Annotated in this window: 15 protein-coding genes; 8 read left to right on the top strand and 7 right to left on the bottom strand. The window is 44.2% G+C overall.

The window, feature by feature from the left end:
* Positions 1 to 60 precede the first annotated feature (60 nt).
* From JWG44_RS17605 to JWG44_RS17595, 3 genes are all read right to left on the bottom strand, one after another.
* The gene (locus JWG44_RS17605) at positions 61 to 1,311 is read right to left on the bottom strand and encodes an ABC transporter permease (protein ID WP_205276301.1); all 1,251 of its coding nucleotides are present in this window, start codon (positions 1,309 to 1,311) and stop codon (positions 61 to 63) included.
* 9 nt (positions 1,312 to 1,320) lie between these two features.
* Entirely contained in the window at positions 1,321 to 2,130 is an 810-nt protein-coding gene (locus tag JWG44_RS17600) for an efflux RND transporter periplasmic adaptor subunit (protein WP_205276300.1), read from the bottom strand.
* A 184-nt stretch (positions 2,131 to 2,314) separates the two neighbouring features.
* A complete protein-coding gene (locus tag JWG44_RS17595; protein ID WP_205276299.1) occupies positions 2,315 to 3,733 on the bottom strand; it encodes a hypothetical protein in 1,419 nt (472 codons plus the stop codon).
* A gap of 994 nt (positions 3,734 to 4,727) precedes the next feature.
* Here JWG44_RS17595 and JWG44_RS17590 point away from each other — a divergent pair.
* From JWG44_RS17590 to JWG44_RS17565, 6 genes are all read left to right on the top strand, one after another.
* Complete coding sequence (locus JWG44_RS17590) at positions 4,728 to 6,755, top strand: putative Ig domain-containing protein (protein ID WP_205276298.1); 2,028 nt, start codon at positions 4,728 to 4,730, stop codon at positions 6,753 to 6,755.
* Positions 6,756 to 7,242: 487 nt separating this feature from the next.
* On the top strand, positions 7,243 to 8,007 hold the full coding sequence (locus JWG44_RS17585; RefSeq protein ID WP_205276297.1) for a lysophospholipid acyltransferase family protein: 765 nt from the start codon (positions 7,243 to 7,245) through the stop codon (positions 8,005 to 8,007).
* Positions 8,004 to 9,005, top strand: coding sequence for a patatin-like phospholipase family protein (locus JWG44_RS17580; protein ID WP_205276296.1), 1,002 nt, complete (start codon positions 8,004 to 8,006; stop codon positions 9,003 to 9,005). The genes JWG44_RS17585 and JWG44_RS17580 overlap by 4 nt, the downstream gene beginning before the upstream one ends.
* Positions 9,006 to 9,329: 324 nt before the next feature.
* The gene (locus tag JWG44_RS17575; protein ID WP_205276295.1) at positions 9,330 to 9,929 is read left to right on the top strand and encodes a TetR/AcrR family transcriptional regulator; all 600 of its coding nucleotides are present in this window, start codon (positions 9,330 to 9,332) and stop codon (positions 9,927 to 9,929) included.
* Positions 9,916 to 11,067, top strand: a complete 1,152-nt coding sequence (locus JWG44_RS17570) for an MBL fold metallo-hydrolase (RefSeq protein WP_232371711.1) — start codon at positions 9,916 to 9,918, stop codon at positions 11,065 to 11,067. Before JWG44_RS17575 ends, JWG44_RS17570 begins: the two co-directional genes overlap by 14 nt.
* A gap of 27 nt (positions 11,068 to 11,094) precedes the next feature.
* Complete coding sequence (locus JWG44_RS17565) at positions 11,095 to 11,760, top strand: Rossmann-fold NAD(P)-binding domain-containing protein (RefSeq protein WP_205276294.1); 666 nt, start codon at positions 11,095 to 11,097, stop codon at positions 11,758 to 11,760.
* Between the two features lie 100 nt (positions 11,761 to 11,860).
* On the opposite strand, the gene JWG44_RS22490 is transcribed toward JWG44_RS17565, so the two are convergent.
* The 3 genes from JWG44_RS22490 to JWG44_RS17555 form a co-directional block, all read right to left on the bottom strand.
* The gene (locus JWG44_RS22490; RefSeq protein ID WP_269752219.1) at positions 11,861 to 11,992 is read right to left on the bottom strand and encodes a hypothetical protein; all 132 of its coding nucleotides are present in this window, start codon (positions 11,990 to 11,992) and stop codon (positions 11,861 to 11,863) included.
* A gap of 161 nt (positions 11,993 to 12,153) precedes the next feature.
* Complete coding sequence (locus JWG44_RS17560) at positions 12,154 to 12,597, bottom strand: DoxX family protein (protein WP_205276293.1); 444 nt, start codon at positions 12,595 to 12,597, stop codon at positions 12,154 to 12,156.
* A 70-nt stretch (positions 12,598 to 12,667) separates the two neighbouring features.
* On the bottom strand, positions 12,668 to 13,534 hold the full coding sequence (locus JWG44_RS17555) for a helix-turn-helix domain-containing protein (RefSeq protein WP_205276292.1): 867 nt from the start codon (positions 13,532 to 13,534) through the stop codon (positions 12,668 to 12,670).
* A gap of 350 nt (positions 13,535 to 13,884) precedes the next feature.
* Here JWG44_RS17555 and JWG44_RS17550 point away from each other — a divergent pair, with 350 nt between their 5' ends.
* Positions 13,885 to 17,013, top strand: coding sequence for an ATP-binding protein (locus JWG44_RS17550; protein ID WP_232371710.1), 3,129 nt, complete (start codon positions 13,885 to 13,887; stop codon positions 17,011 to 17,013).
* 26 nt (positions 17,014 to 17,039) lie between these two features.
* A complete protein-coding gene (locus JWG44_RS17545) occupies positions 17,040 to 17,711 on the top strand; it encodes a LuxR C-terminal-related transcriptional regulator (RefSeq protein WP_205276291.1) in 672 nt (223 codons plus the stop codon).
* Here the strand turns inward: JWG44_RS17545 and ald are convergent.
* Positions 17,708 to 18,826 (bottom strand): alanine dehydrogenase, encoded by a 1,119-nt coding sequence (ald, locus tag JWG44_RS17540; RefSeq protein WP_205276290.1) that lies wholly within the window; start codon positions 18,824 to 18,826, stop codon positions 17,708 to 17,710. The two genes, JWG44_RS17545 and ald, sit on opposite strands and share 4 nt — an antisense overlap.
* Positions 18,827 to 18,875 lie beyond the last annotated feature (49 nt).

The following is an 18,875-nucleotide window of genomic DNA, read 5'->3' as shown; positions in this document are numbered from 1 at the left end:
CGTAAGATGCTTCCGGATGTTTTGTTTCCGTGTGAACGGTCTTTGAATGTTGTTTTTGGTTCACGTACTACCTCGAATGATTTCCACCGGAGACAACTTGGAAGCGGAACGAGCCGGTATATAGGCGGCGATCCCGCTCGTTACGACGGAAAGAAGAAACGCGTTTATGTAGATCGTATAATTCCAGGATATCTTCATCACGTTGATCATCGGTCCTTTTTGATTCGCCCCTCCCAAAGGATATCCGTCCAGGGAATAACAGGCCAAGGCTCCGAGAATCAATCCGAAAATCGCACCGATCAAACCCAAAAGAAGTCCTTGAATGATAAACAATCGAATCGTATCCCCTTCGTCAAAACCAACCGAACGCAGGATCGCGATCTCCTTCTTTTTGTGATTCACCACCATGTTTAGTACGTTGTAGATACCGAAGGCGACGACCAGAATGATCGTGAACGTCGTGGTATCCCGAACTATATTCTGAGTTTTGAATACGGATAATATACTTTCATAGGCCTGGTCCCAACTCTGAACCTTGTCCCTCGTAAAAAAGGACCATTCGGTCGCGACTTCCGCGGCAAAAGAAACGTCCTTCAAACGGACCGCGATCTCGGAAACGATCCCGTTCGCCTGCGTGATTCTTTGTACGGTGCGAAGGGATGCGTATACTGAAACCTCGTCGATCATCCGATTTCCCACCCTTACGATCCCGCCGACCTTTACGTTGGATATCGTACCGTTAGGAGAAACTACTTGGACGATATCCCCCGCTTCCGCACCGAGACGTTCCAACAGCCCAGCGCCCGCAAAGATGATGTCTCCGCCGCGATCGAGGTCTTTCAGATTTCCCTTCTCCACGTATTTACCGATCGTGGTCACTTTCATCTGTCTTACAGGATCGATTCCCTGCAATTTTCCGGGTAGGGTCTGTTTTCCGAATTTGAAAATCAACTGTCGATTGAGCTGCGGCGCGTATGCTTCCACTCTTTCGTCCTGATCCAATTTTAAAAACCAACCCTTTACGTTTGTCAACTGTGTGGAATCGGTTTTGCCGGAAGGAGGTTTGATCCAACGTACAAAGTCGCCGTCGAAAAAAACACCTTTGAAACTTTCCTCTTTTAAAACCTCGTCCCTAGGTGAAATACGAATCTGAGCGTCGTTGTTGACGAGTTGATCCGTAATGTATTCCTGAAACCCGAGCATCATACCGGAAAAAACTACGTAACCCGCCGTTCCCAAAAGAATTCCTAAAAACGTAAGAAACGTCTGTTGAGGTCTACTGATCAGTTGTCTGATTGCTAAAAAGAACATACGAGTGGACTAACGTCCCCCGTTTAAAAAAACTGTATCGGTTTCCAAGACGGAATTCTCCAGGACTTCGCACCATTCTCCGTCGACCGCGCCGACCTTGGCTTCTACGTAGAGAACCTTTCCGTTTCGTCTAACGCGTATCTTTCCTTTTTCCACGGCTTTCACCGGAATCAAAAGCGCGTTTTCTTTTCTCGCGACTTCTACGGCCACGTCTGCGGTCATTTCGGGAAGCGTCCCCTCGGGCATAGAATCTACGTCCACTCTTACGTAAAATTGTCCGTCGGAAGGATAGACCCTTTCTACCTTTCCAAGGACTTTATTTCCACGAATCGTTTCAAAACTCAATTCCGCTCTTTGACCCGGGCGAATTCTAAGCACCGAATCCTGATCCAAGGACAAAAGGATATAAATCTTTTTTAAATCCATCATCGTAAGAACCGGAGCTCCCGGCATCACAACTTCTCCCTCTTGAAACGGAAGCGAAGTAACCGTACCGGAAAAGGGAGCGCGAAAACCGGTTCCGGAATCCGAAATCAAAAGTTCCTGCCCTTCCCGCACCACTTCCCCTTCCTTTACAAAGATCTTACGAATCGAAGACGTAACTCCGAGTTTGAGATGATACACCCGATCGGATTTTACAGTTCCTAAAGAATAAACAAGTTCTACGATCGGGCCGATCTTCGGAGCGATTTCAGTTCTTTTTTCCCGAAAAACGAGATAGGATCCAAAAATAAGAATGGCCGCAAAAACTCCGATCGAAGCCGTTCTTCCCCAGCGAGAAGTCAAAATCAATTTTATAAAAACCAATGTTTTGTTCATTTTGATGAATCACACACCTTTTCAAACTTGGAAACGATTCCAACTCATTGTATTCCACAAAGGATAAACCGGATACGAAAACAAATCGTTATTTCAAAAGAAAAAACTGACATTTGTCATGAAACCGATTCGGAGTTCCTTTTCCTTTCGAACCCGCGTCCTTTCCAAAACATGCAAAAAAATCTCATCCTTCTTCCGCGATCTTGTTCGCACCTTCCAAACCTTTGCGGATCGTTCCTTTGAGTATGTTTCCGTTTTTGTCGTTTTGAGAATCCACGTTAACTTTTAGATTGAGGACGTTGTTTTCGTATTCGATGATTGTTCTAAGTTTTTGAAAGGAAGCGCGAAGCGCGTTTACCGAACATTCCCCGTTTGCGAGATGAACGCCGGATTCTTTTAGATCCTTTGCGATTTCCGGTTCTTGAATTTCCTTTAGATCCTTTGCAAACTCTGCGCCGTTTTGAAAGAGTTCCCGAGAGTCATTGTAAGAATCGTTAGTAAAGACGATCTTATCATACAACTTATCGACGATGGAAGAATTCTTATCCGAAAGAAAGGATCTGCAACCCAAAAGAAATCGATGTTCCAAATACAACTTTCTCTGTACCTCGAATAGACGCGCGTCGTTGTTTAACTTTGTGTGTTCTTGGTCGGTTTGACTGACCCCCTCGTTGATCCGATAACCTCCTACGCCGATCGCAAGAAGAAGCGAAACGATTTGAAAATACTTGCTGATCTCCGTATCTCCTCCCGCGATCTTTTTGATACTGGTGTTGATCCATTCTATAAACATAAGATCCAAATCCAAGATCCCGTGTTCTCCGAAAAGAAAGGAAAAAATCAGTTTTAAAAAACCCAAAAGTAAGATGATCGACGCGAGAATACAAACCACAAAAGCTCCGATCAATGCAAAAAGAAAGATATCGTTCCAAAGAACTCTAAAAAGATTCGAAGAATTGAGAATCGCATTCCATAACTTTACGATCCAATTGTCGTAGTTGTAATAGTCGTTGAGATAAAGATATGCGACGGAGGAAGAAACCTTATATTCTCTTCCGTTTCCTTTTTGAAAAGAATGTAAATTTTCTTTCCATTCTTCGCATTTTCCCTGTTCGAGTTTGCAGAGTTCCGCAAGAAAAGACCTTCTTGTTGGTGAGAATTTCTGCTCTTCGGAGCAAAAAAATCGATCGCAGACAAAGCTGGAAAGTTTTGTTTCTGCGGAATAAACTCTCTGATCGGAACTCAAACTCATCACGTTGACGAACTGCGCTTCGAGACAGGTAAGAAACGAATCGATCGTTTTCGAATCGAGTCCTTCGACTTTTTCCAGATTTTGAAACGTAGTTTCAGGGAAGGATTTTAAAACGGAAGAATGAAACGTATATCTAGATTCGTCGGTGATCAAAAAGGAAGTTTTACAGAATTCGATCTTTCTCTGAGTTAGATCATACAATTCCACTTTCGCCCTTAGGTCTTGGATCCAATCACTCCTCCCGATCAAGTCGACAAGGATGATCAAAAAAGAGATCGCGACGATTACGATAACCGCCCGCATTCTTCTTCCAGGTGAAACCTTGGAATGAATCAATTCTCGTAAGTCCATAATTACTCTCGGTGAATAGGATTTCAGTTTGTCTCAGCGCGATTACGCTTGGACAAGAACCGTTTTGTTCAAAACCCGCTCTCATAAAAGAGCGGAGCCAAAGACTAAACGCTTACTCCGTTTCAAAATCAACAGATTTTTTGAATATAAGGATTATTTTTTATAACGGAAAGATTGGATGGATGGTATCCCGGGTTCTCGAAATCTATCCGCCTTTTCTTTCCGAAAATCCACCAATCGATCGGTTTCCGGTCCGCGCTCCAAACCTCGATCGTATCAACCCTGCTCCTCTATTGGAGTTTTGCGCTTCTTTTAAAAAAATTCGGAATCGATTTGCTCTGAATCGATTTTTGAATCTTTGAACGTTTCAAAGATGAGAATCACAATTCAAAATCTTTCAGCCGTCTCAAAACTCAATTTTACTTTATTAGAAAGATCAAACTGCAAGGTTCTGTCCCGGTTTTGGGAAAAGAACCTTATTACCTTCAAAACATCGTATCGAATCAAAAAATGTGATTGGGAAGAATCAAAATTTGCTGTAAAGAATTCGGGTTTTGTACGTTGATTGTCCTGAGCGTTCAATCCATTGCTAAAATTCAAAGTGATTCTTCTTTTTGTCCTATTGAATATTCTCGCAATCGTCTACGGAAGTATATTATATTTTATTTATATATCAGAACGTTTTTAGATCGTATTTTTAGTTCTTGTTTTCTTTTTTGAACTCGATCGTTTTTTTGGAATTGATTTTTCCTATTTCCATTCCACATCCAAGTTTCTTCCTATTCCTCAAAGGATGCCTTTATTCAAGGCTTTGTGTTAAAATTTATGGAAAACCGCAGAATTTTGCCAAACATCGGGAAGGCTTATAAGGAAGGAATTTATAGATTATAACTCAGGCTGTAATTTTGTCTCGAATTTCGTATTCTATGCAAACAACAAGAGCCAAATCTTTCCATAAGAAATGTTCTTGTTTAAAATTAAGGAAGGGAATCGGATGAAAGAAAGAGTTTGTGGTTCGTCATTCTTATCTTTTTTTTTGGTCGGTTGTGTTTTCGGAATCCTTACTTCCGCTTGTCTTCCCGATCAATCCACAAACGATACTCTTGTTTTACTGGGAAATCCGATCTCGGGTTCGCGTCCATTGCCGACGGAAGACCCGCTTCTTCCAAGTTTAAGTTTTTCAAACTCTTCTCTCACGTTTGTAAAGAATGTTTCGATCACCGCGCTTCAACCTACTTCTACTGGAAATCCTACAACATTCTCCATCAGCCCGGCGCTTCCGAACGGTTTATCTTTGAATCCAAACACCGGAGAAATTTCAGGAATTCCGACAACCGCACAAGGTTCCACTTCTTATACACTCACCGCGGCAAACGAAAACGGTTCTACGAGTACGTCCATCGATATCACGATCCAAGCCTTGAATTCTTTTTGGGGTTCGTATCTCAAATCTCCCAATGCGGAAAACTTCGGAGGGAATGGGGATGGTTTTGGATCCAGGGTGGCAATTTCCGGAGACACGATGGTGATAGGAGCGCAAAGTGAGGATAGCAATCAGACAACGGTCACCAACTTTCCAGGCCCTGTTTTGGATTCCGCAACCGACAACGACGGAACTTCGAGTTCCGGAGCGGCTTATGTTTTTCGTCGTGTTGGGACTTCTTGGGTTCTCGAGGCGTATCTCAAAGCCCCCAATCCAGAAATAAGCGACGCTTTTGGAACGAGTGTCGCCATTTCCGGAGATACGATTATCGTCGGAGCCATCGCAGAGGATAGCAATCAAACAACGGTCACGAATGCACCTTTTACAGGTCTCACTCCGGCCGGCGACAATGACAGCGCGGCAAACAGCGGAGCCGCCTATATTTTCCGTAGAACGGGAAACACTTGGGGATTGGAAGCGTATCTAAAGGCCCCAACGTCCGGTAGCACGATTCAATTTGGAATCAGCGTGGCCGTCTCAGGTGACACAGCGGTTGTCGGCGCCATCTTTGAAGATAACGATCAGACTTCCGTCACAAATGCTCCTGCGGTTCCGGTGAGTAATACCAATGCCTCGGATTCAGGAGCGGCTTATGTATTCGCGAGGACGGGAACCACCTGGGCTTTTGAGGCCTATCTCAAAGCTCCCAATGCGGAAGCCGGGGATAATTTCGGTTCGAGCGTTTCTATATCAGAAGATTCAAATACGATTGCCGTCGCTGCTAAATCAGAAAGGAGCAATCAGACTTCCGTTTCCAACGCGCCTAGTCCTGGTCTCACACCTGCAGGCGACAATGATTCTGCCACTGGAGCAGGGGCTGTTTATGTTTTCCGCAAAAACGGAGGAAACTGGGCCTGGGAGGCTTACTTAAAAGCTCCGAACACGGAAAGTAATGATCAATTTGGAGTCAGCGTTGCGATCTCGGGAAATCGTATCGTAGTCGGCGCCAGCGGAGAAGACAGCAACCAAGGAAGTGTGGTCAATGTGTTAGGTCCAAGTCTGACTCCAGCGGGTGACAACGACGGAGCAACCGGCGCCGGCGCGGCCTATGTCTTTGTCCGTTCCGGTTCGACTTGGTCTTGGGAAAGTTATTTAAAGGCGCCTAACGCGGAAAATTTCGCCGGCGTTGGGGATGGTTTTGGACTCAACGTCGCGATCTTGGGAGATATCATCGTCGTAGGAGCCGGGGGAGAAGACGGCGCGTCTTCTTCGGTTCTAAACTCGCCCTCCGCCTTTCCGACGTCTGCGACCGATGATGACACCGTTACGAATGCCGGAGCCGCGTATGTTTTTCACAGATCGGATTCCGGCTGGAATTTACGCTCCTTTCTCAAAGCGCCTAACGCGGAGAATGTGGGTGGAACCGGGGACTCATTTGGGACCGCAGTCGGAGTCTCGAACGAATGTATCGTAATCGGCGCGAGCGGGGAAGACAGTTCGCAGGTTCTCAACTTCTTCGCTCCGAATACTCCACCTAACGCCGCAACAGACGACGACGCTGCCGTGAATTCCGGAGCCGTATATACGTTCGATCGTTAAAACCGAAAGTCATCGTTTTTTCGAAAATTCCCAAGAGGCCGCGATCTTTTCTTTTAGATCCGCAAACTGATAGAAAAGGAAAGATCCTCGCCCTTTTTGCTCAAATTCACGACCTCTAACCATATCCTTACCCACAAGTTAAAAAAGCGATTTCGAATGAAGAAGGATCCCAGTATTACTTTCTGTAAGAGTTCCTACAAAAGCTCTGAGAGAGAATATTCCTTGCAACGTTATAATTCTCTGATATAGGAAAATCTCCCGGACCCCCCGCCCAAAAAACTCAAGCGCGGGGCTTTCCTTTTACGGAGGACTGTCGTTGTTACGACAGATTTTTCTTAAGATTCAAAGAACTTTGCGGGTAAGGATATGCCTCGAACGGAAGGACCGTAAAAATACGAGTCTTCCGTTCCGTAAAAATCTCGGATTCGTAACGAACAATGTTCTTTTTTTTGCAACCTACTCTGACAGTGTGGCTCTTATTTAAAGTATGAAATCAGCAAATTCCTCACCAAACGAAAAACGATCGCATAAAAAATACAAGGCCCCCGATGCGGAACCGGGTTTGCACCCGGGAAGTTCGTATCGGGTTCGAAGAATTTTAGATTGGTTCGGTAGATTCTACGGAAGTCTTTTTTACAAAGCCGAAGTCCACGGACTTCATAACGTTCCCAAAGACGGAACCGTTTTGGTCCTCGCCAAACACCAGAGAAACGACGATATTCCCTTGGGTCTTTCCAAAGCCCTCTATAAGGTCCGCTGGAGTATCTGGGCGGTTATGAAAGATTCTATGGCCGCTCCTATCTTCTTTGATTTCTTTCTAAAATGCGGAGGAATTCCGTTAAACCGACTGGAACCCCGTAAGAGCAAAAAGGATCTTCTCTTCGCTCGAAAAGTATTATATAACGGTAATATGTTAGTGATCTTTCCGGAACAGACGACCGTACCTTACAAAATGGGAAGAGGAAGAGCGGGCGCGTTTCGATTTATCGTCGGAAAACCGGAAGCCCCGCTTCCGGTTCTATGTCTGGGTTTGGACTACGAACCGAGAGGTTTTTTAAGAAGAACAAAACTTACGATTCGAATCGGAGAATTAAAACATCTCCATCCCAATCAGGATCCGGAAGAATTCTTACACGAACGTATGCACGACATCGCAACTCTTACCAATCTGACCTATCCTTTCATTTACAAAAAAGGTGCGAGCGAAAACGACGAAGAATCGGAATCCGTCGCGGTAGGTTCCGCAGTATGAGAATCCCTCTCGCAAAAGGTAACAAACGGGCCCTCCTCGTCGAAGGCGGAGGTATGAAAGGCGCTTTCGCAGGAGGAGCATTACATTCTTTGCATACGATTCTTTCCCCTAAGTATTTCGACCTCGTTGTCGCAGTTTCCTCGGGAGCGTGTTCCGCGGCCTACTACGTTACGATGCCGAAACCGGAGCCTGAAAAAAGTTTAAAAACTCTCGCGATTTGGTATTTCGAATTGGCCGGCCGTAAACTCATCTCTCCGTTTCATCCTTTTCGAGGAAAAACGTTTTTGGATCAGGAATATCTTGTGGACGATCTTTTCGGACAAAAGTATCCCCTTCCCGCCGAGAACTTTGAAAAATTCGGTCTTCCTGAATTCAGAATCGCAGTGAGCAACCTTCACACGAGAAGTATCGAATACGTGAGGGCCACGACTTCAAACATATTCGATCTTTTGAAAGCGGCTACTTCTCTTCCGATAGCCACCAGAGGAAAACACAGAGTGGACGGAACCCTCTATTCGGACGCGGCAGTTCTCAATCCTCTTCCCTTGGAAGACTTGATCGAAGCCGGTTATACAGACATTACGATTGTCTTAAATTCTCCCGTTGAAAAAGTGTCTCCTCCATTCGGATTTCTTACGAGTTTTTTGTCCTTCCCGAAGGATTGGAAGATGGCGCGTTTGATGAGCCGTTGGCATCATCACCATTTTAATATCGCCCGCGAAGTCGCACAAAAACCTCCGAAAGGAATTCAGATTCACATGATCTCTCCGGAGAATCAATTGCCCGTGACGCTCGTCACAACAAACGGATCCAAACTCAAGGAAACCGTGGACTTAGGAATGAAAAAGGGAGAAGAGATCGGCGCCTTTCTTTTGAAACGGTTTAGTAAAAAACAAACGATTCAAAAAAAATCTCCTTCGGATAAAAAACTCGTCAAACCTGCGACCCGTCAAATTACAAAAAACAAATCTTCCAAAAAGAAAAAATTCTCTCGATAACTTGGAATTCGTAGCGACCGCCTTTGTGGTCGCGTTCCTTCCTTCCCCCGATTTCTTCCATTCCCTAAAAGAGGTATTGTATTCGGTCCCTTCCTTTTGTGAGAATTCGAAGCTCGAAAAAAAAACGAGATCCCAAAACAAGACCGCCTTCTTCTGATTCCGGAAAGATGGGCTAAAAAAAATCGAATGATGGCGCACCGCTGATAAAATTGCGGTGAAACCTTTTATTTTAGAAAACCGGCTTTTCAAAATCGAACCAGGATACTTCGGGTAGAATCCTGAAATCAACTTGACAACTAATGTCTATTTTGTAAAGTTTGACAAATGGGCCCAAAGCCGACCGAATCGATCGATAGAAAAACTGAAATACTCAATTCCGCGCTACTGGTATTTTTTAAATACGGGTTTCGTAAAACCTCTATGGACGAGGTGGCGAGAGCGGCGGATGTATCCAGACAAGGTCTCTATCTCCACTTCGCGACAAAAGAAGATCTCTTTCGGGCCGTAGTTCAAAATACTCTGCAAAACTCCTTGGATGCGGCGAAAAAAATATTAAACGACAACGAGCTTTCGATAGAAGAAAGGATCGCCTCGGCCTTCGACGCTTGGATGGGACAATACGTAGGAATGCTCGCTTCGGGCGCTTCCGATCTTGTGGAAGCCGGTAAAAATCTGGTCGGCCCTACGATCTACGAATACGAAGAAAGGTTTTTAAAAGGGATCGGGAAAACAATCCAGGAATCGGACTTAAAATCTTTCTATTCAGCGGCGGGTTTGAAAGTTAAGGATCTCGTAGAAACTCTCAACCGGACTTCGATCGGATTAAAACACTCTTCCGGTTCCCGCGCCGAATTCAAAGAAGGAATCAACGTCGCCGTTCGAATTTTATGTACACCACTGGGGAATCGTTATGAAAAAAAATAAAAAAGTGATCAAAATTCTAAAAGCGATCCGGTGGATTTCCATCGTTACAATTTCCTCAACCTTTGTCTTTAGCGTTTACACTTGTATGAGTTTGACCGCCTCAAACGAGAGGGAAAAAACCTCTCCCCACTGGAGGGACGGTCAGTTTGTAAATCCTCAGCCGTTGGTAAACCATATCTCCGAAAGTCTACTTACCCTATTTCGTAAAAGTGAATTTTCAAGTCCGTTCGAAAATCTTAATATAGACAAACCGGATCCCGATCTTTATCAAATCGAACCTGCCAGCGGACTTAGGGTCACCTGGTTCGGACACTCTTCCACGTTAGTCGAAATAGACGGTTATAAAATTCTTACGGATCCGATTTGGTCGGACCGCCCTTCTCCGTTGACTTGGGCGGGTCCGAAACGCTGGTATGCTCCTCCCTTGGCTTTCGAAAATCTTCCGAAAATCGACGCCGTGGTGATTTCGCACGATCACTATGACCACCTGGATTACAAAACAATTCTTGCATTGAACGAAAAAGGTACGACGTTTATCGTCCCGCTCGGAGTCGGACAACATCTTTTACGTTGGGGAATCGAAGATTCTAAGATTATAGAACTGGACTGGTGGGAATCCGTTCAAATCCGAGACCTGAGAATCGTCGCGACCCCCGCAAGACACGCTTCCGGCAGAATTCTTTTCGACAAGGACAAACACCTTTGGGCGGGTTATGCTCTTATAGGCGCCAAACATCGATTATATTATTCGGGAGATACTGGTTTATTTCCCGCGATGAAAGAGATCGGCGATACATGCGGTCCCTTTGATCTTACGATGATCGAAGTAGGACAATACAACCGGGCGTGGCCCGACTGGCATATCGGACCGGAACAAGCCGTTATCGCTCACCGGATGGTCAAAGGAAAAAATTTGTTGCCGGTTCATTGGGCCCTTTTCGAACTCGCGGCCCACGGATGGACGGAGCCGATCGAAAGAGTTCTCGTTAAGGCAAAGGAATTGAACGTAAACGTTCTTACTCCGAAACCCGGCCAAAGTTTTGAACCCGATACAAACAAAGATCTTTCCCGTTGGTGGCCGAATCTTCCCTGGAAAACGGCGGCGCAAGATCCGATACGTTCTACTCAACTAGATTGATAAAATGGAATATTCAAAGGATTGAACATGAAAATAAAAACGATCATCACCGGCGCGACCGGAATGGTGGGAGAAGGCGTTTTGCACGAATGCCTCCAAGACGACGACGTAGAATCCATACTTTTGATCCAAAGAAAACCCGGAGGTTTTACACATCCTAAGATCCAAGAGATCGTTCTTGAAGACTTCTTTGATCTTTCTCCCATTGAACCTCGACTAAAAGGATACGATGCCTGTTTTTTTTGTCTTGGAGTAAGTTCGATCGGACTCAATGAGGAACAGTATCATAAAATTTCGCACGATCTGACTTTACACTTTGCAAAGACTCTTTTAAAACAAAGTTCCGATCTGACGTTTTGTTACGTATCCGGAGCCGGAACCGACACCACCGAAAAGGGAAAGGTTATGTGGGCGAGGGTGAAAGGAAAAACTGAAAACGACCTTTTGAAAGTCGGCTTTAAAGCGGTTTTTAATTTTAGACCGGGATATATGCACCCCACCCCTGGATTAAAAAATACTCTCCCATACTATAAATATTTTAGCTGGGCTTATCCTGCGCTTCGACTTTTTTTTCCAAAACAAGTCACAACCCTTGCGGAATTAGGACAGGCGATGTTAGGCGTAGTTAAAAAAGGATATAAGAAGAATACGATCGAGGTCTCCGATATCGTCAATTTGGCGAGACAAGAATAGAAATCCAAAACCGACCTCTTTAAAAAATCGATTTCAACCTATTTACGGAAAAAAGGATTCAACCGAGACCTTGGGTTCGATCGAATCCTTTTTAAATACTTTAGAGAGTTAGAATATACTCGACCAAGTCGTCAACTTCCGAAGCGTTTTTCGCACACCAAGGATGGGGTGCGACCGGCATTCCGATCGGCTGTTTGGTTCCTATCTCTTCCGGGCAGGATATTCTTTCCATCTGTTATTTTGTAGGTTTCAATTCAAAATCTTCCTTCAATGATTCCTTCCGAAAGATAACGGGGAACACGCTAAAGCCAGTCCAGAAAAAAAGAGATCGTATCAAACCCGTATTCCGGGTAGAATCGCTCCGCCCGGAATCGTTTTTTTAAACTTTCGCTCTCATCTAATTTTTTCGCCGATCAGAGCATCCAAGGACAACGCTCCTCCGCCTCCGATCAGAAGAACGAACGCCATCGCGGCTGCAAGAATATGATATTCAAATCCTTCTCCGGCTTGTGTATTGAACCAATTCATAAAAAATCCGTTGGCTCTAACAAAAACTGCGGCGCCTATCATCGTAAGTCCGATTCCGAAAGCCGAAAGTTTGGTCGCAAATCCGAGGATCAATCCGAGCGCGCCGAAGGATTCCGCTAAGATGACGAGTAACGCGATCGCGGAAGGAATTCCTTGCGACTGAAAAAAAGCCATCGTCGCGCCGAATCCGAATCCGCCGAACCATCCTAACAATTTTTGAAGACCGTGCGGAAGTATCACGACTCCAAGCGCAATTCTCACGAAAGTAAGGATCCAACTCGAATCCGTCTGAAAAAATTTTTCGATCATTTCCATCTCCTTTAAGATACGGAAACTATAAAAAATGAAAACGAAAATGTAAATGGACGGATTCGATATTCTATTGTGTTTTTCGTCCTGAGTCTCTAAATTTTTCCGGAGAAATCCCGGTTTGCAATTTGAAATACCGGCTGAAATATGAGTTATCCGCAAAACCCAATTCCCATGAGATTTGTGTAATATTCAAATTCGAATGTAAGAGAAGACGTTTGATCTCGAGTAAAATCCGTTCGTGGATCACAGACTTCGCGGACTTACCCAGTTCTTCGTGACAGATTCGATTCAATGTGTTAGAAGCGATTCCGATCTTTCCGGAATAATAGGAAGTATTTCTTTCCTTTAAGAAATTCTCTTCTAAAAGTTTTTGAAAAAGTATGATCGTGGAATCGGGAAGAATCTCATCGGCCTGTTGAGAATCGTATTCCTTTTTGGTTTGGAGAAGAATCACTTGCGAAAGAATCAAAAGCATTTTTTTCTCCGAACGTGAATCTTTTTCTTCGATGAGTCTTTCAAAATCCGACCTCAATCGTAATGAATCGTTAATTCTAATTTTTGGAGAACTTTGTGCAAATTGAAAAAAGGGATATTCTCGAAGTAAGGAAACATTCTCCCCTTGATCCGCGAAAAACTCGGGAGAAACCTTAAATGCAAACCCTCTTACCGGTTTCGTAAATTTCCAAGAATGCACCTGGCCCGGTTTTAAAAAGAAAAGCGAGTCGGCATCGATCGTATATTCTTGAAAGTCGATCGTATGAAATCCGCTCCCTTCCAAAAAAAAGAAAAGCGCGAAGTATGTATGTCGATGCGAGCTATCATACTCCCGAAAGCTGGGAGGTAAATCTTCCAAACGTCCCGCGTAAAAAAGCGGTTCTATCTTTTCTTCGATGACGTCGGAAAGATGGAGAACGGGCGGATCTACTTTTGGCATCCTGTTTCCAGTGGAACATGGATCCCTTAGAATTGCAATCCGGAAGGAAGTGAAAAAACCTTTTTACGATCTCAATTCTTCCGATCCGAAGTCGCACCGCTTCTTTTATAACCGAAAATTCTCCCTTCTTTTTGCCTACTTTTGAAACCGTCTTAGCTCTCTTATCCCTCAAACGTGTGGTTTTTGAGATCGGATACACTTTCCAAAATTGTAATTCGGTTTATTATGCTAAAACGAACTCGAGAGAATGAAGCCTTTCGGATTCGGAATTACGAGCGAAACCAAGAAAATGGTTTCCTGAATTCGATTCTTTCTTTAAGACATTCCGTATGTTTCCTATCAGGAATAGAATGCGCCAATTACTTCGATCTTTGATTCTATTCTTTGTATTCTTTGTATCCTGCGATAGAATTCTATTTACGAATAAACCGCCGAAAGTATCCAAAGGAGTTTTGGATCTAAAATCGGATTGGAATTTCGGCTCCAAGGGTCGTCTGAGTTTGGACGGAGAATGGGAATTTTATTGGAATCGACTCTATTCGGAAATCAAAGATTCAGAAGACTCTAAAGACGGGAAAAAAATACAACCGCCCGAATTAGTCAACGTTCCGGATTCTTGGACAAGCTACTCCAAGGATGGAAAAAATTATTCCGGCTTCGGTTATGCGACATACCGGATGTGTATCCTTTTAGAAAACCCGCAAACCGATATTGCGATTAAGATGCTCGAGGCCGCAACGGCTTACAATCTTTATGTGAACGGAGTTAAAGTGCTTTCCAGCGGAACCGTGGGAGTTACCGCAGAGAAGAGCCATCCTTTATATCGTCCCGCAGTCAGCGCTCCGATCAACTTGGGTAAAAAAAACGAAATCGTCATCGAGGTTTCCAACTTTGCGCATTCTAAAGGCGGGGTTTGGGCAAAGGTCTTGATCGGAAAACACGAAGAGTTATCCACGCTTCGAGAAAGAACGATCTGGTTGGACCTTTTTATTACGGGTGGGCTTTTTATCGGAGTCCTCTATCACTTCAGTCTTTTTTCCCTTTTACGCCGAGAACTTTCACATTTTTATTTCACTCTAATCGGACTTGTTGCGATCGTAAGGATCGTATTAACCGGAGAACGTCTTTTATTTAAACTTCTTCCAAACTTTGATTTTACTCTCAGCTATCGATTGGAATTGTTATCCGTTTATATCGGCGGCTTTATCTTAGCTCTTTTTTTACGATCCATGTTTCCAAACGAGTTTCATAAAAAAGCGGCTTACACCTTTGTCGCGGTCTTTTCCTTTTTATCGGGAATCGTCCTCGTTACGGATTTGGCGTTTTATTCCAAAACCTTACCCTTCTTTAGTTTTTTCGTGTTTATAGAATGCGTTTACATGGTCTATGTGTTGATCCGAGCGATTAGAAACAAACGTGTCGGGGCGTGGATCGGTTTTTTAATTTGTATTCTACTCTTTCTCATCATCATCAATGATCTTCTTTATGCGAATATGGTCATCAACACTTCCTATTTTATCTCTTACGGGATCTCGATCTTTTTTATCGCACAAGCATTTATCATTTCCAAACAGTTCGCGATTTCTTATTATCTTTCTCAAAAACTGAGCGCCGATCTACAAACGTCCAACGATCGATTGATATCCTTGGACAAACTCAAAGACGAATTTTTAGCGACCACATCACACGAACTTAGAACTCCCCTCCAAGGTATCATAGGAATCGCGGATTCCTTAAAAAGAGGTGCAGGCGGCGAACTTTCCGTCTTTGTGGAAAGACAACTCGGAATGATCGTCTCCAGCGGAGAAAGACTTTCCAGTTTGGTAAACGACATACAGGATTTTTCCAAACTCAAACACAGCGATCTTAATCTCAGAAAAATCCCCGTGGACGGTAAACAAGCCGCCGACTTCACTTTGGACTTAAATCGTGTCAACGTGGATGTTTCCAAGATACTTTTGTTAAACGAAATAGAACCGGATTTTCCTCCGCTTTTTGCGGATGAAAATCGACTCCAGCAAATTCTACAGAACTTGATCGGAAACGCGATCAAGTTTACGGAATCGGGAACGATCACCATAAGCGCAGTACAGCTCGACGACAATACGGCCCAAATCAGCGTAAGCGACACCGGAATCGGAATTCCGGAAAATCAACAAAAACGAATATTCGAATTTTTTGAAAGAGTTCAATCCGGGGACGTAGGTAACGCCGGAGGGACCGGTTTAGGACTTACGATCAGCCGAGCCCTTGTCGCCTTACACGGAGGGGAATTGGAGGTGGAATCCACGATCGACAAAGGTTCCCGATTTTACTTTACGATTCCGATTTGTAAGGACGCTCCCCTTTCTCAAAAAAAGGAAATAAATCAGAACCCTAATCTGCCTTTACAACCGGAGGCGGCTTTAACCGAAGAATCTCCATGGAAAAAAAAGGATCAAAACGATAAGATCAGAATTCTAGTAGTAGACGACGAACCGGTAAACTTGGAAGTGATTCAGAACTATCTATCTCTCCGAAATATGGAATGCCACGTGGTTCAGAGCGGAATAGACGCATTAGAACTTTTGAATCAAGATTCCGATTTTCAAGCGGTGATCTTGGACGTGATGATGCCGCGACTTTCGGGGTTGGAAGTCGCGAGAAAAATCCGCGCAAGATGGAGTCCGATCGAATTGCCGATCCTTATGGTTTCGGCGAAAAACAGGGACAGCGATCTCATTGCTGCCTTAAACGCCGGCGCGAACGACTATTTAGTAAAACCCTTCGACTTTGAACAGCTGATGAATCGTGTAAACAATCTTCTCCAATTGGTCCAGGCACACAAGGATCGAATCGAACAGGAAAACGAAAAACGGGAAGCAATCCAGCAGGTAAGACAAAAGATTAATATCGATCTTCACGACCACCTCGGAGCCAAGTTGATCGATTTGAAATTTCTTTCCGAAGAACTTCTAAGCGGATCGATCGAACCGGATCGGCATCTTTTTGAGAAAATTCACGGAACCGTAAATCAATCCATCGGAATGTTACGCGAACAGATGCTGAAGATAGAGGATCTCAATCTTGTTTCCGAAAATTTTATCACGGGTGTAAACCTCGTTCTTCTCAGACGTTATTCCGACGCAGGTAGAGAAATCGATTTTCAATGCGAAGACGAACTCCTGGCGGTTTTCGATTCGCATAAGGACGAAGCGAGTTTGATGGAGTTTTTTGGAATTATAAACGAAGTGACGAATAACGATCTCAAATACGGAAAAGGAATCTCTAATTGGAATTTTTCACTCAAGGATAAGGAGATCCTTATGAATATGAGTTCGGCATCAGGCTACAAACTCGCCAACAATCGATCCGGTCGCGGGACCGAAAACCTGATCGAAAGAATCGCCAAACTCGAGGGTAAAATGGAAATGGCGCTTTTACAAAACATATATTCGATCGGACTCCGAATCAGCGCGAATCGTTTTTTAACGATCTGATTTCAAACGTAGAATTAAGGAAGAACATGGAAGCTAAGAATATCAAAATCGGAATCGTAGAAAACGACGAAAATTATAAAGACCAAATTCTAAAAGTGTTAGAATCCGTCCCCCATGTGGATGAAATCCTTCACTGGGAATCGGCGGAAACCTATTGGAAGGATCCCAAAGGAAGAACGTTAGACATCATCTTCTTAGACATTCTTCTTCCTGGAATGACAGGGGTCGATCTCGCGGCAAAACTTTCCGAAAGAGATCCCGGTATCAACAAAATTATGCTGAGTAACATGAACTCCGACGAACTCATCTACAATTCCCTTCGATACGGAGCGATCGGTTACATTCTAAAATCCGAGTTAAAAGATATTATAGAAGTCATCGATACCGTGTTACGCGGCGGGGCCATCATCACTCCCACGATCGCGTTCCGCGTTCTAAACAGTTTTAAACTCAAAAAAGCGGCCGACGGAGTCAAGTTGACCAAAAAGGAAAAGGAAATTTTAGATCACATGGTGACGGGAAAAACGATCAATCGTGTCGCGGAATTTTTAAGAGTAAGCAAATATACGATCCAACACCACGTTAAGAATATATACAAAAAATTGAATGTTCACAATCGAGCCGAGTTGGTCAAAAAAGCAACCGATTTCGGCCTTCTTCCGATGACGGGTTCCACATTAGGAGAGAATCAAGACTAAGATCCAAGTATGGAATCGACTTCGGTATATTCCATTCCGAACGCTTCCGAAACCGCCCGATAGGTGATTCTACCCAAAACAATATTAAGCCCCTTTCGAATCGCTTCGGAGTCGATCGCGGCCTGCTTCCATCCTAAATTCGCAATTTCTAATACATAAGGAAGTGTCGCACTTGTAAGAGCGAGGGTCGAAGTTTTTGGAACGGCCCCCGGCATATTCGCGACGGAATAATGGATGATTCCGTCCACGAGATAAATCGGATCTTCGTGAGTGGTCGGAACCGAAGTTTCAAAACATCCTCCTTGATCGATTGCGACGTCGATCAAAACTGATCCCTTCTTCATCGTTTTAAGATGTTCTCGGGTGACAAGTCTCGGCGCTTTTGCGCCGGGATACAAAACGGAACCGATGACTACGTCCGCAATTCTTAAAAGCTCTCGGATTTTGGAAGGACTAGAAGCAAGAGGAATACAATTGCTCGGCATGATCTCGGAAAGATATCGAAGTCTATCCGCGCTCGTATCCAAAATATAAACCCGCGCCCCCAGGCCGGCCGCGATCTTGGCTGCGTTGGCGCCCACGATCCCTCCTCCGATCACAAGTACAACTCCCGGTTCTACGCCGGGAACTCCACCCAAAAGAACCCCGCTCCCTCCGTGGATCATCTCCAAATATTTAGCTCCTTCCTGTGCCGCCATTCTTCCCGCGATCTCGCTCATTGGAATCAAAAGCGGTAGAGAGCCGTCTTGTTTCTGAATCGTTTCATAAGCAACAAAGATCGAATTCGTTTTCATAAGCGCGAGAGTCAGTTCTTTGGAAGCTGCTAAATGTAAATAGGTAAATAAAATTTGATTCTCTCTTAGGAGGGAATATTCGGAAGGCTGAGGTTCTTTTACGTGAAGGAGCATATCCGATTTTTCGAATATATCGGTTCGATCGGAAAGAATCTCAGCCCCGTGTTCTACATATTCCGAATCGGGAAATCCGCTGTTCAAACCCGCGTCTTTCTCCACAAAAACCGTATGTCCATGGTGTTTTAGAATTTCAACACCCGCAGGGATCATACTCACCCGATTTTCCGCGATTTTGATTTCTTTTAGGATTCCGATCTTCATTGTATCTCCCGCTTTTTTCTTTTTTTACGTTGGCCTTAAATCGCCTAAG

It is taken from the genome of Leptospira ainazelensis (assembly GCF_016918785.1).
GTDB classification, from domain to species: Bacteria; Spirochaetota; Leptospiria; order Leptospirales; family Leptospiraceae; genus Leptospira; species Leptospira ainazelensis.
Note: the sequence above shows the minus strand (reverse complement) of the source record. Positions and strands in the feature narration are given on the sequence as shown.